Below are 13,259 nucleotides of genomic sequence, written 5' to 3'. Positions count from 1 at the left end.
TCCCGAGAGGACCCATGCCGGACCCGCGCTTTTTCGAAGACCTGGGCCCGGCGACCCTCACGGAACTGGCCAGGCTTAGCGGTGCTCAGCTGGCCGACCCCGCCCTCGGCGATCAACGGATCACCCACGTGGCGCCTCTCGAGAGCGCCGACGCGGGGGCCGTGACCTTCCTTTCCGATCCCAAACGACTGCCCGACCTAGGCGGGCCTTCGTCGTGCGCCTGTTTTCTCAAGCTGGAGCACGCCGCGCTGGCGCCCGCTGGTTGGGCCTTGCTGATTACCTCGCATCCGCAGGCAGCTTGGGCCGTTGCGGCTGGCCGTCTGCACGCGCCGCGGCGCCATCTCGAAAACGCCACGGCCATCCATCCCGACAGCGCGCTGGAGGACGGCGTCGTGTTGGCTCCGGGCGTGATGATCGGGCAGGGAGCCCGGATCGGTCGAGGGACCTACCTAGGTCCCGGGGTGGTGATCGGCCCTGGCGTCAGCATTGGCCGGAACTGCCGGATCGGCGCCAATGCGGTCATCGGCTTCGCCATGATCGGCGACCGGGTGGCCGTCCACGCCGGCGCCGTGATCGGCGAGGCGGGGTTCGGCGCGGCGAGTGGCCCGATCGGCGTCGTCGATCTGCCGCAGCTTGGGAGGGTGATCCTGCAGGACGGCGTGACCATCGGCGCTAACAGCTGCGTGGATCGAGGCGCCTTTGGCGATACGACGATCGGCGAGAACAGCAAGATCGACAATCTCGTCCATGTCGCCCACAACGTCCGGCTCGGTCGTAACTGCGTCGCCGCCGCCTATACGGGTATTTCCGGCAGCACGGTGGTGGGCGACGGCGTCGCCTTTGGCGGCAAGGCCGGCGTGGCCGACCATCTGACGATCGGTTCGGGCGCCCAGATCGGCGCCTCGGCGTCGGTGTTCAAGGACGTCCCGGCCGGGGAAACATGGACTGGGTTCCCGGCGCGGCCGCTCAAGCGGTGGCTCCGAGAAACCGCATGGCTGTCGCGCAAGGCGGGCAGCCGGGAACCAAGGGGCTAGAATGAGCCAATCCAACGTCGAAGCGCCGCCTGCCGAAGAGGTTCTGGCCAATATCGACATCGCCGAGATCCTGAACAGGATTCCGCACCGCTATCCGTTTTTGCTGGTCGACCGGGCCGAGACCTACCGCGCGCACAAGTCGATCGTCGGCATCAAGTGCGTGACGATCAACGAGCCGTTCTTCCAAGGGCACTTCCCCGGTAATCCGGTGATGCCGGGCGTGTTGATCATCGAAGCCCTGGCCCAGACCGGGGCGGTGCTGATGAGCAAGTCGCTCGAGGTCGACACCGACGGCAAGACTATCTTCTTTATGTCGGTCGACAATGCGCGCTTCCGCCATCCCGTCCGCCCTGGCGACGTGATCCGCATGGAGGTCGAGGTCGTGCGCTCCCGCTCGACGATCTTCAAGTTCAAGGGCGTCGCCAAGGTCGGCGACAAGGTGGCCGCCGAGGCCGAGTTCGCGGCCATGGTGGTGGAGACGCCCAAGGCATGACCCAGATCCATCCGACCGCAATCGTCGATCCCGGCGCCCAGTTGGGGCAGGGCGTCGAGATCGGCCCCTTCTGCACCGTCGGGCCCAAGGTCCAACTGGGCGACGGCGTGCGCCTGGTTTCGCATGTGGTGATCGATGGCGCGACAAAGGTCGGCGCCGGCACAGAGATCTACCCCTTCGCCGTTCTGGGCGGCGCACCTCAGCATCTGGCGCACAAGGGCGAGGACACCCGCCTGGTGATCGGCGAGCGCAACATCATCCGCGAGCACGCCACCATGCACGCCGGCACGGTCGGCGGGGGCGGGGTGACGACGGTCGGCTCCGACAGCCTTTACATGGTCGGCGCCCACGTCGCCCATGACTGCATGGTCGGCGACCGAGTGACCTTGGCCAACGGCGCCACCTTGGGCGGTCACGTAGTGATCGGCGATTTCGTGTTCATGGGCGGCCTGTGCGCCGTGCATCAATTCACCCGCATCGGCCGATATTCGTTCGTCGGCGGCGGCGGGGTGGTGACCAAGGACGTCATTCCCTACGGCTCGGTGTGGGGCAACCACGCCCATCTCGAGGGCCTGAACCTGGTGGGCCTGAAGCGGCGCGGCTTCACGCGCGAGGCGATCAACGCCTTGCGCGCGGCCTATCGCCTGCTGTTCGCCGACGAAGGCACCTTCCAGGAGCGCCTGGACGACGTGGCCGAGACCCATGCCGGCACGCCCGAGGTGATGGAGATCGTCTCGTTCATCCGGGCCGACGCCAACCGTCCGCTGTGCCTTCCAGAGCGCGAGGTCTAGGTCCGCCATGCGCAAACTGGGTTTAATTGCCGGCGGAGGGTCGCTACCGCTGGAACTGGCCGCCCATTGCCAGGCCGCCAACCGTCCGTTCGCGGTGATGCGCCTGCGGTCGTTCGCCGACGCTCGCCTGGCCCGCTATCCGGGCATCGAGGTCGGGCTGGGCGAGTTTGGCAAGGTGTTCAAGGCGCTGCGGGCCGAGGGCTGCGAGGCCGTCTGTTTCGCCGGCGTCGTCGATCGCCCTGACTTCGCGGCCATCAAGCCTGACCTGCGAGGCCTGGCCGTGATTCCGGGTTTGATCAACGCCGCGCGCAAGGGCGACGACGCCCTGCTGCGCCGGCTGCTGGCCGAGTTCGAGAAGGAAGGCTTTGCCGTCGAGGGCGCCCATGAGGTGCGCGGCGAGATGACCCTGCCGCTCGGGGCGCTGGGCCGCCATGCGCCCACCGACCTGCATCGGGCCGACATGGATCGCGCCCTGACCGTCGCCCGCGCGATCGGCGCGCTCGATGTCGGGCAGGGGGCCGTGGTCTGCGATGGTCTGGTCTTGGCCGTCGAGGCCCAGGAGGGCACGGACGCCATGCTGCGACGGGTGGCGGATCTACCGGAGGCCATCCGAGGCAGGGCCGAGCGTCCGCGCGGCGTGCTGGCCAAGACGCCCAAGCCGATCCAGGAAACCAAGGTCGATTTGCCCGCCATCGGCGTCGCCACCCTGCAGCGGGCCGCCCGCGCGGGCCTGGCCGGGGTGGTGGGTGAGGCGGGGCGGCTGCTGATCATCGACCGCGATCAGGTCATCGCCTGCGCCAACGACCTGGGCCTCTTCGTGTACGGAGTCGAGCCCAAGGTCGACGCATGAACGCCGAAAGCCGACCCTTCACGGTGATGCTGGTGGCGGCCGAGGCCTCCGGCGACGCCCTGGGCGCCGGTCTGGTGAGAGCGGTGCGGTCGCGGCTAGGCGCCGACAAGGTCCGCTTCGTCGGGGTCGGCGGGGCCAAGATGGCGCAGGAGGGGGTCGAGAGCCCTTTCGACATCGCCCAGCTGTCGATCCTGGGAATCGTGGAGAGCCTGAAGGCCTATCCCCGCGCCATGGCCCGCCTGAAGGAGACCCTGGCCCTGGCGGCCCGGGAAACACCCGATGTGGCGGTGCTGATCGACAGCTGGGGCTTCAACATTCGGCTAGCCCAGGCGCTGCGCAAGCGGGACCCCGCGCTGCCGTTGGTAAAGTACGTCGCCCCCCAGGTCTGGGCCTATCGCGCCGGTCGCGCCAAGGGCCTGGCCAAGGCCGTGGACCTGCTGCTGTCCATCCAGCCGATGGACAAGCCGTTCTTCGACGCCGTCGGCCTGGAGAACATCTTCGTCGGCAATTCGGCCCTGGTCCACGATTTCAGCCACGCCGACCCCGCCCGGCTGCGCGCAGCCATCGGCGCGGCTGAGGGTGACCAGGTCCTGCTGGTGCTGCCCGGCAGCCGGCCGTCCGAGATCGAACGGGTCATGCCGCCCTTCGAAGACGCCGTGCGACGCCTTAAGGTCCAGCGCCCCGACCTGCACGTCGTGGTCCCCGCCGCCTCCACCGTGGCCCATACCGTCAAGGCTCGCGTGGCCGCCTGGCCCTTTCGCGCCCATGTGATTGAGGACGACCGTCTGAAGGACGACGCCATGGCCGCCGCCACGGTCGCCCTGGCCTGCAGCGGTACGGTGACCACAGAATTGGCCCTGGCCGGAACGCCGATGGTGGTGGGCTATGTCACCAGCGATCTGACCTTTGCCTTGTTGAAGATGCTGTTCAAGCCGCGCTGGGTAACGCTGTTCAACATCGCCGCTGACGACACCGTCGCGCCCGAACTGCTGCAGACCGCCTGCACCGGCGAGGCCCTGGCGGCCGAGGTCGGCAAGCGTCTGGACGACCCGGCCTTGCGCGCCCGCCAGATCGCCGCCCAGCACGCCGCGCTGGACCGTATGGGGCGCGGCATGCCGGATCCTTCCGAAGCGGCCGCCACGGCCTTGCTGGCGTTCTTGAAAGGGCGCGCTTCGGCCGCCTAGGCCGGTTCGGCTTCAGTCCTGCCGGTCACGGCCCGGTCGAGGGCGTCGAACAGGGCGGCGATGTCGATCGGCTTGCCGACATGGTCGTCGAAGCCGGCGGCCAGCAAGGGCGCGATCTGGTGGCTCATGGCGTTGGCCGTCAGGGCGATGATCGGCGTGCGCGGGCGGCCTTCAGCGGCTTCGCGGCGTCGGATCTCCTGGACGGCGGCGACGCCGTCCATCACCGGCATGCGCACGTCCATCAGGATGATGTCCCAGTCGCCGTCGCGCCAGGCGCCGACGGCCTGGGCGCCGTTGACGACCAGGTCTGGCTCAATCCCGGCTTGGCGCAGGATGGCCTGCAGCACCAGTTGGTTGACGTGGTTGTCTTCGGCCGCCAGCACCCGCAGCGGCGAACGCTGGATGGCTTCCGGCGCCGGTGTGTCGGCCACGACCTGGACCGTTGAGCCGGGGGCCAGATTCTCCGCCGGCAGGGCGATGGTGAAAGTTGAGCCGTGGTCAAGGGAGCTGGCGACACCGATCGACCCGCCCAGCAGGCCGCATAGCTCGCGGCAGATCGCCAGGCCCAGGCCGGTGCCGCCTTGGCGACGGGTGCTGGACGCGTCGAGCTGGCTGAACTTGCCAAACAGCCGGTCGAGATCGTCGGGGGCCACGCCGACGCCGGTGTCGCTGACCGCGATCTCCAAGGTTTCGCCGCTCAGTCGGGCCGAAAGATCGATCGTGCCGGCGGCGGTGAACTTCACGGCGTTGGACATCAGGTTGCCGATTACCTGGCGAAGGCGCAGGGCGTCGCCGTGATAGAGGCCCCGCGCTTCTGGCGCGATGGTCAGGGTACAGCGCAGGCCCTTGTCGATGGCCAGCACCGAGAAGGCGTGGTGACAGCCGATCATCAGCTCAGGCAGGTCGAAGGCCGCCGTCTCGATCTCCAGCCGGCCCGCCTCGATTTTCGCCAGGTCCAGCACGTCGTTGAGGATCGCGGTCAGGCCCTCGCCGGACTTGCGGACGATCGCCAGTCTCTCGCGCTGAGCCGGCGTCAGGACGTCGGTCTGCATGACCTGCAGCATGCCCAGGACGCCGTTAAGGGGCGTGCGGATCTCGTGGCTCATGGTGGCCAGGAACGTCGTCTTGGCGGCGTTGGCGGCGGCGGCTTCGGCCGCTTTCTCGCGCGCGCTGGCCAAGGCGGCGACCAGGCGTTGCTCGGCGCCGGCGCGGTGCAGCGCCGCCACAAGCACATAGGCCAAGAAGGCGGCGGCGGCGACGAAGGCGATCATGGCCTGCAGCGGCGACTCCCCTGCGGCGGGTCGCAGGACGGCGGCGAAGGCCGTCAGCAGCACGGCCAGCAGCGAAGCGGCGCCGATCCGGCGCGAGATGGCGAACTCGGCGGTGCTGCTCAGCGCCACGGCGCCCAACATCGCCGCGCCGGCCACTGCCGCTGCGCGGCTGCCGTCGACGACCATCGCCAGGGGAAGCAGGCCATACACACCGGAATAGACGAAGGTGACGACCGACAGCAGCCACTCCTGGCTGTGGCGCGGCGCGGGCGTGTGATCGATCCAGTGTCCTAGAACGTGGTTGAGGCCGATCAGGGCACTGACCGCCACCAGCCAGGCCAGGATGAAGGGCGGCTCCAGCCACACCGTCGATCCCACCGCCGCCAGCAGCGACATCGGCACGATCGACAGCAGATCACGCCGCCGATGCGCCGTGACGTCGGTCCAGGCCGTGGAGGGGATGGAGAGCGTCAAACCTGGAACTCCGAGCAGGAGCGCAATCTCGGCTGCCTGCGTTAAGCAAGCCTTTAAGACCCGCTTCATGGCTCTCTATTAGGTTGGAATGACCGGTGTTTGCCGCTGCCGGGTCTGGAGTGTTGCGTGCCGATCTCCGCGATCGCCCCCCTGACGCCGCTCACGCCGCCCACCTTGGTCAACCGGGGTGAGCCGAGCGGCGACGCGCTGGCGCGCGCGGCGATCCTCCAGACCACCGAAACCCTCGGCGCGATGATCGGCCAGGGCCACTCGGAAGTGGCCGACCCCGGCGCTACGGACACCGTGGGTGACGGCGAACTCGAGCGCGCCAAGGCCGCCGAGGCGCGCGCCGCCGCCAGTCTGGTCACCGCGCCCGATACGCCGGCCCGCGCCGTCAGCTTGGCCGCCGGTCGCGCCGCCGCGCGCCAGGGCGGCCTGGCGCCGCTGATGGCCGACATGACCCAGGCCGCCGCCGATCCGAACGTGCCCGCGCCGGTCAAGGCGGCGATCGCCCAGGTAATGGCCTTGGGCGCCCAGATGGACGGCCAGATCAGCGGGCCGGAAATTCGCCAGGCCCTGCAGCGCTCGGGCCTGTTTCTCGAAGCCCGCCTGGCCGCCGCCGCGCCGCAAGACGCCCTCCAGCGCCCGCCCACGGGCACCCTGACCGCGCCGCCCCGTCCCATCCCCACCCCGACGCCCAACAGCGACATGAAGGCGGCCCTGCTGGTGTTTCGCGAGGTGGTGAAGACCTGGGTGGACACACTGCCGCCGGCCTCGGCCCAGGCCGCGACGTCCGCCTCAAACCCTGCGGCGACCGCCGCGACCGCCGCCGCGCAAATGGCCGACAGGGGAACGCCTCAAGCGCTCGCCGCGAAGATCTCGATGCAGGGCGCCGCGCCGGATAAGGTCGCGCTTGATCCGGAAGTGTTTGCCAGCCCGTCGGCGGCGCCCGACCTCCGCCCGGCCTGGCAGCGCGCGATGACGCCGCCGCCCATGGCTCGTCTCGAACCGCCGCTGCCGGCTTTCGGCGCCATCGTCGAAGGCGACTTCGCTCTACCCCTGGGGCCGCCGCTGGCGACGCCGCGTCCGATGCAGGCCGCGCTGGCCGGCGCCTACGGCGCCGCCGTCCAGCACACGCCATCTGGCGTTCCACCGCCCTATCCGGGGGCGCCGACTCATGCCCAGGCCGCCGCCCAGTCGAACCTGCCGCTGGGGGCCGATCCCCGCCTCATCGGCCAGCGCCTGCTTTCCGAGAGCGGCGCGGCCTTGGCACGGACGGAACTGTTGCAGATCGCCTCGCTACCCGACCCGGCTCCCGCCATCAGCCGACCCGTCGAGGATCCGGGCGCGCGATGGGTGTTCGACATGCCGTTTCAGACGCCTCAAGGCCCGGCCGTCGCCCAGTTCGAGATCAGCCGCGACGGCGGCGGCTCGGGCGGGGAGGGCGGCGGACGAGGCTCAGGCCGCACCTGGCGCGCCCGCTTTTCACTGGATGTCGAGCCCATGGGCCCGGTTCACGCCCAGGTCGCTCTGACCGGTGACACGGCGCGCGTCTCGCTCTGGGCTGAACGCCCCGCCAGCATGGCCCGTCTGCGCGGCGGCGAAGCCCGCCTGGACGCCGCCCTGCGCGAAGCCGCGCTGGAGCCCGAGGTCGCCTTCCACGTTGGCCAGCCGCTCACCGTCGCCGCCGCGCCCGGCCAGTTCCTGGACCAGGCCACATGAGCGGCGCTATCGGACGTACGGGGACGCGCATCGCCGTCGCCCTGCAATATGACGAGCCGCACGCCCCGCGCGTCGTCGCCACCGGCCGCGGCTGGGTTGGCGACAAGATCATCGAGACGGCCCGCGAGCACGGCGTGCCGATCGAGGAGAATTCGGCCCTGGCCCAGGCCCTGTCGACCATCGAGCTCGACGAGGAAATTCCCGAGGCGCTCTATCGGGCGGTGGCCGAAATCCTCGGCTTCATCCTGCGCGCCGCCGAGACGCGCTAGTTCCGGCGCGATCCGGCCAGACGGGTTCCGCCCGCGAACATCAGGTCCGACCAACGCCATTGTCTGTGCCCAAGGCGATCCTCGCCGCTCGAGAGCACCGTGGGGTCCAAGAAAAAGGCCCCGCTTTCGCGAGGCCTTTCCAGTTTGGGATGCGCGACGCGCTTAGCCGCGCTTTTCGACGGCCAGGTAGTCGCGCTGCGTCGCGCCGGTATAGAGCTGGCGCGGGCGGCCGATCTTGCGCGAGGGATCCTCGAACATTTCCTTCCACTGGCTGATCCAGCCAACGGTGCGGGCCAGGGCGAAAAGCACCGTGAACATCTCCTTGGGGAAGCCCATGGCGCGCAGGGTGATGCCCGAATAGAAGTCGATGTTCGGATAGAGCTTGCGGTCGATGAAGTATTGGTCGCTCAGCGCAACCTTTTCCAGCTCCATTGCCACTTGGAGCAACGGGTCGTTGATGCCAAGTTGCTCGAGCACCTCGTAGCAGGTATTCTGCATGACCTTGGCGCGCGGATCGAAGTTCTTGTACACGCGGTGGCCAAAGCCCATCAGCTTATACTTACGGTCTTTCACGCCCTGCACATAGGCGGGGATGTTCTCGACCGTGCCGATCTCTTCCAGCATCTCCAGGGCTTCCTGGTTGGCGCCGCCGTGCGAGGGGCCCCAGAGGCAGGCGATGCCGGCGGCGATACAGGCGAACGGGTGAGCCCCCGACGAGCCGGCCAGACGGACGGTCGAGGTCGAGGCGTTCTGCTCGTGGTCGGCGTGCAGGATGAAGATGCGGTCCATGGCGCGGGTCAGGACGGGGTTGGGAACCCAATCCTCGGCTGGCACCGAGAAGCACATGCGCAGGAAGTTTTCCGAATAGCTCAGCTCGTTGCGCGGCGTCACGAATGGACGGCCTTGCGAGTACTGGAAGGCGCGGGCGGCGATGGTCGGCATCTTGGCGATCAGGCGATGGGCGCTGATCTCGCGTTGCTTGGGATCATCGACGTTCAGGCTGTCGGAATAGAAGGCCGACAAGGCCCCGACCGCGCCGGTCATCACGGCCATCGGGTGGGCGTCGCGGCGGAAGCCCTGAAAGAAGGTGTCGAACTGGGCGTGCAGCATCGTGTGATAGGTGATGTTGCGTTCGAACAGGGTGAATTCGTCGGCCGTCGGCAGCTCACCATTCAGCAGCAGGTGGCAGACCTCGAGGAACGAGGACTCCTCGGCCAACTGGCCGATCGGATAGCCGCGGTGCAGCAAAATGCCGGCGTCGCCGTCGATATAGGTGATCTTGCTTTCGCAAGAGGCGGTCGAGGTGAAGCCCGGATCGAAGGTGAAATGGTCGCTGTCGCCATAGAACTTCCGCACGTCAACGACGTCGGGGCCCGTGCTGCCCTTGAGAATTGGCAGGTCGTAGCTCTTGTCGCCAATCGTCAGCGTGGCTTTGTCGGTCATGCGGGAGACCCCTTGAAGAGTGGAACGGGCAGTCCAGTTTTCGATTTCGCGAGTGCGATATAGCGCCTCATGCGCGCGACGCCAGGGCGTCGTCAAGTCGCCCCAGAGACTCGTCGCGACCGAGCGCGGCCATGATCTTGTGCAGGTCGGGCGCTTGCGACCCGCCGGTGAGGATTCCGCGCAGTGACGGACCAAACTTGCCAAAGCCGACGGCCTCGGATTCCGCGAAGGATTTCAACAGCGTTTCCAGCTCCGCTACCCCCCAGACCGGGGCTGCGTCCAGCTGAGCGCGCAGCCGGGTCAGCCGTTCCACGGTCTCGTCGGTCAGCTGCTTAAGGGTCTTTTCCTCGAGCGCCAGCGGACGCACCTTCAGGGCGAAGGCGCAGTGCTCGGCCAACTCCAGGATGGTCTTGGCGCCGGATTTGACGTGCGGGACCACGGCGTGGAGCCGCGCGGCGGCGTCGGCCGGCAGGGCCGCGCCCTGGGCCTGCAGCGCCTTCAGGGTCAGATCGGCCAGGCGGCCGTCCTCGGCCACATGCAGGTGCTGGCTGTTGATGAAGTTCAGCTTGGCCCAGTCCAGGCGGGCGGGGGCCTTGACCACGTCCTTGACGTCGAACCAGCTGATCGCCTCCTCGTCGCTGAACACCTCGTCGTCGCCATGGCCCCAGCCCAGGCGGGCCAGGTAGTTGCGCAGGCCCTCGGGCAGGTAGCCCATGTCCTGGAACTCGCCCACGGCCTGGGCGCCGTGACGCTTGGACAGCTTTGCGCCGTCGGGGCCGTGGATCAGCGGGATGTGGCCGAAGGCCGGCAGGGTCCAGCCCAGCGCCTGATAGATCAGGGTCTGGCGGGCGGCGTTGTTCAGGTGGTCGTCGCCGCGGATCACGTGGGTGACCCCCATGTCGTGGTCGTCGACCACCACGGCCAGGTTGTAGGTCGGGGCGCCGTCCGCGCGCAGCAACACAAGGTCGTCGAGTTCGGCGTTGTTGAAGGTCACCGGCCCCTTGACCAGGTCATCGACCATGGTCGTGCCGTCCAGCGGGCCCTTGAAGCGAATGACGTGGGGCGCGGTCGGATCATTGGGCTCCGGGGCGTCGCGCCAGGGCGAGCGCAGGGCGGGGCCGCCGGCCCGAGCCAGTTCGCGCGCAAGGGCCAGGTCTTCCACGCTCATCCAGCAGCGATAGGCGCGGCCGGCGTCCAGAAGTTGCTGTACGGCCTCGCGGTGGCGGTCGGCCTGCTTGTGCTGGAAGACGACCTCCTCGTCAGAGGTCAGGCCCAGCCAGTCGAGGCCTTCGAAGATCGCGGCGACTGCGGCTTCGGTCGAACGCTCCCGATCGGTGTCCTCAACGCGAATAAGAAACTTCCCACCCGTATGGCGTGCATATAACCAGTTGAACAGCGCCGTGCGCGCGCCGCCGATGTGCAGGAAGCCGGTCGGCGACGGGGCGAAGCGGGTGACGACGGCGCCATCCTTCTTGGGGGCGGTCGTCGGAACGGGGGAATTGGTCATCGGAACCGGGGCTGACTTAGTGGAGGCCACGGACGTGGCGAGGACCGCGACGCCGGGCAAGACCGGCGGCGGCTGGGCGGCGCGTCTTAGCACGCGGATTCGCGCCCGTCCTAGTGCGGCGGCGTTCGGCGCGTCGCTGTGGCGCGAGATCGACGCCAATCGCGAGCGCTGGATGCTGTGGTCGCCGGTGGCCTTCGGCCTGGGAGCGGCGGGCTATCTTGAGCTGAAGGTCGAGCCATCCTGGACGCTGCTGGGCGGGCTGGCCTTGGGACTAGCGGCCGTGGTCTGGCTTGCCGCGCGACGCTGGCCGGGCCGGGCCGTTTCGGTGCTGCTGGTGCTCGCGACCTTCCTGACGGCCGGCGCCCTGGCCGGCAAGGTGCGTTCCGTGCTGGTCGCCGCGCCGATCATGAGCGGCGATCGGACGGTAGTTACCATCGACGGCTTCGTGGTGGACGTCGTCAGCCCCGGCGCCGGCGGGCCACGCCTGTTGATCGCGCCGGCCTCGATCAGCCGGCTTGCGCCGGAAGACACGCCCAAGCGGATCCGCGTCACCGTGGACGCGGAGCACATTCCCGCGCCGGGTCAAGCCATCCGGCTCCGGGCCATGTTGGGACCGCCGCCGCCGCCAGCCTCGCCCGGCGCCTATGACTTCGCCCGAGACGCCTGGTTCCGCGGCGTGGGCGGGGTCGGCTTCCTGATAGGCGAGACCCGCCCCGCCGAGATGGACCCGCCGCCGTCTCGCCTGCGCCTTGCCATGGCGGTCAACGCCTATCGCTGGAGGCTGGCCAGCCGCATCGTCGCGCGGATGGGGCCGGAGACGGGCGGGATCGCCGCGGCCATGGTCACCGGCCACGAGGCCTGGATCACCCAGGACCAGACCGACGCCATGCGGGCCTCGGGCCTTGCCCACATCCTGTCGATCTCGGGCCTGCACATGGCCATCGTCGGCGGGTTCCTGTTTGGGCTGGTGCGGCTGGTCATCGCCGCCTGGCCGTGGATGGCCCTGCGGGTCCCCGGCAAGAAGGTGGCGGCCGTGGCCGGGCTGACGGCGATCTTCATCTATCTGGTGATTTCCGGCGCGCCGCCGCCGGCGCTGCGCGCGGCGATCACCGCCACCGTGGCCTTCGCCGCCATCCTGTTCGATCGCCAGGCCATCACCCTGCACGGCCTGGCCATTGCGGCCTTGGCCATCCTGCTGGTCCAACCCGAGTCGGCCGGCGCGCCGGGCTTTCAGATGTCGTTCGCCGCCACCGCCGCCCTGGTCGCCCTGGCCGAGGCTTGGCCCAGGCCTGTGCGCGAGATCTCGGTCCCCTGGCCGATCCGGCTCTTCCAGGGCGCGATGAACTGGCTGGCGGTGAGCATCGGGGCCAGTCTTGTGGCTGGCCTGGCGACAGGGCCGTTCGCCATGCAGCATTTCAACCGGGTGGCGGTCTGGGGCCTGCCGGCCAACCTGGCGGTCGCGCCGCTGTCGTCCTTCGTGATCATGCCGTTCCTGGCGATCGGGGCGGTGCTGGAAGTGTTTGGCCTGGGAGGACCGTTCCTGGCCGTGGCCGGCTGGGGCATCGACGCGATGCTGTGGATCGCCCATGGCTTCGCCAGCGCCGGCGGGGCTCAACGGGTGGTGGCCAGCGGCCCGCCCTTCACCCTGGCCCTGGCCTTTGTCGGCCTGATGTTACTGTGCCTGTGGCGCGGACGCCTGCGCTGGTTGGGCGGGCCCCTGGCCCTGGCGGTGGCGCTATGGCCCCGGCCGCCGGCGCCCGACGTCTGGATCGCGCCAGACGGAACCACGGCGGCGGTGCGCGACGGCGGCCGGGCCGTCCTGCTGCGCCCCGACGCCCGGCGGTTCGGGGCGGAGCTCTGGAGCCGCCGGCGGGGGTTGGCCGTGCCCACCGACACCGCGCGGAGTCCGTCCTATGCCTGCGATCGGCGGTCCTGCGCGCCCACCAAGACTTCGCCGGTGCCGCTGGCCCTGTCCTGGAGCAAGGCCGCTCCGGACGCCGACGTTCTCGCGGCGATGTGCGCGGACGCCGAGATCGTCGTGCTGCGCGGCTATGCTCCGATCACGCCGCCGGCCTGCCGGGACCGCATCGTACTCGACGCGACCGACTTCGCCGTCGGCGGCGCGGCCGAGCTCTATCGCCGCGACGGTGGGTGGTGGATCGTCTGGGCCCAGCCGCTGCGGGGCGTGCGGCCGTGGACGAACACGCCATAGGGGGACGCC

General features: G+C 69.3%; 11 protein-coding genes. 8 read left to right on the top strand and 3 right to left on the bottom strand.

The window, feature by feature from the left end; all coding sequences use genetic code 11:
- Positions 1-14: 14 nt before the first annotated feature.
- The 5 genes from lpxD to lpxB are packed head-to-tail and all read left to right on the top strand — an operon-like array spanning position 15 to position 4,352.
- Positions 15-1,034: a UDP-3-O-(3-hydroxymyristoyl)glucosamine N-acyltransferase gene (gene lpxD / locus ACP7AG_RS06580; protein ID WP_426030251.1), complete on the top strand. Its 1,020-nt coding sequence runs from the start codon at positions 15-17 to the stop codon at positions 1,032-1,034.
- 1 nt (position 1,035) lies between these two features.
- Positions 1,036-1,527, top strand: coding sequence for a 3-hydroxyacyl-ACP dehydratase FabZ (fabZ, locus tag ACP7AG_RS06575; RefSeq protein ID WP_426011870.1), 492 nt, complete (start codon positions 1,036-1,038; stop codon positions 1,525-1,527).
- Positions 1,524-2,318 (top strand): acyl-ACP--UDP-N-acetylglucosamine O-acyltransferase, encoded by a 795-nt coding sequence (lpxA, locus tag ACP7AG_RS06570; RefSeq protein WP_426011869.1) that lies wholly within the window; start codon positions 1,524-1,526, stop codon positions 2,316-2,318. Before fabZ ends, lpxA begins: the two co-directional genes overlap by 4 nt.
- Positions 2,319-2,325: 7 nt before the next feature.
- Positions 2,326-3,168, top strand: coding sequence for a UDP-2,3-diacylglucosamine diphosphatase (lpxI, locus tag ACP7AG_RS06565; RefSeq protein ID WP_426030250.1), 843 nt, complete (start codon positions 2,326-2,328; stop codon positions 3,166-3,168).
- The gene (gene lpxB, locus ACP7AG_RS06560) at positions 3,165-4,352 is read left to right on the top strand and encodes a lipid-A-disaccharide synthase (protein ID WP_426030249.1); all 1,188 of its coding nucleotides are present in this window, start codon (positions 3,165-3,167) and stop codon (positions 4,350-4,352) included. Before lpxI ends, lpxB begins: the two co-directional genes overlap by 4 nt.
- Here the strand turns inward: lpxB and ACP7AG_RS06555 are convergent.
- Positions 4,349-6,097: an ATP-binding protein gene (locus ACP7AG_RS06555; RefSeq protein WP_426030248.1), complete on the bottom strand. Its 1,749-nt coding sequence runs from the start codon at positions 6,095-6,097 to the stop codon at positions 4,349-4,351. The genes lpxB and ACP7AG_RS06555 overlap by 4 nt on opposite strands.
- 126 nt (positions 6,098-6,223) lie before the next feature.
- Between ACP7AG_RS06555 and ACP7AG_RS06550 the strand changes: the two genes are divergently transcribed.
- Positions 6,224-7,819, top strand: a complete 1,596-nt coding sequence (locus tag ACP7AG_RS06550) for a flagellar hook-length control protein FliK (RefSeq protein ID WP_426030247.1) — start codon at positions 6,224-6,226, stop codon at positions 7,817-7,819.
- Entirely contained in the window at positions 7,816-8,088 is a 273-nt protein-coding gene (locus ACP7AG_RS06545) for an EscU/YscU/HrcU family type III secretion system export apparatus switch protein (protein ID WP_426030246.1), read from the top strand. The genes ACP7AG_RS06550 and ACP7AG_RS06545 overlap by 4 nt, the downstream gene beginning before the upstream one ends.
- A 162-nt stretch (positions 8,089-8,250) precedes the next feature.
- On the opposite strand, the gene gltA is transcribed toward ACP7AG_RS06545, so the two are convergent.
- The gene (gltA, locus tag ACP7AG_RS06540; protein ID WP_426030245.1) at positions 8,251-9,531 is read right to left on the bottom strand and encodes a citrate synthase; all 1,281 of its coding nucleotides are present in this window, start codon (positions 9,529-9,531) and stop codon (positions 8,251-8,253) included.
- A gap of 67 nt (positions 9,532-9,598) precedes the next feature.
- Complete coding sequence (gltX, locus tag ACP7AG_RS06535) at positions 9,599-11,038, bottom strand: glutamate--tRNA ligase (RefSeq protein WP_426030244.1); 1,440 nt, start codon at positions 11,036-11,038, stop codon at positions 9,599-9,601.
- Positions 11,039-11,072: 34 nt separating this feature from the next.
- Here gltX and ACP7AG_RS06530 point away from each other — a divergent pair, with 34 nt between their 5' ends.
- Positions 11,073-13,250, top strand: a complete 2,178-nt coding sequence (locus tag ACP7AG_RS06530) for a ComEC/Rec2 family competence protein (RefSeq protein ID WP_426030242.1) — start codon at positions 11,073-11,075, stop codon at positions 13,248-13,250.
- Positions 13,251-13,259 lie beyond the last annotated feature (9 nt).

Source organism: Caulobacter sp. DWP3-1-3b2, assembly GCF_049896325.1.
GTDB lineage: Bacteria > Pseudomonadota > Alphaproteobacteria > Caulobacterales > Caulobacteraceae > Caulobacter.
Note: the sequence above shows the minus strand (reverse complement) of the source record. Positions and strands in the feature narration are given on the sequence as shown.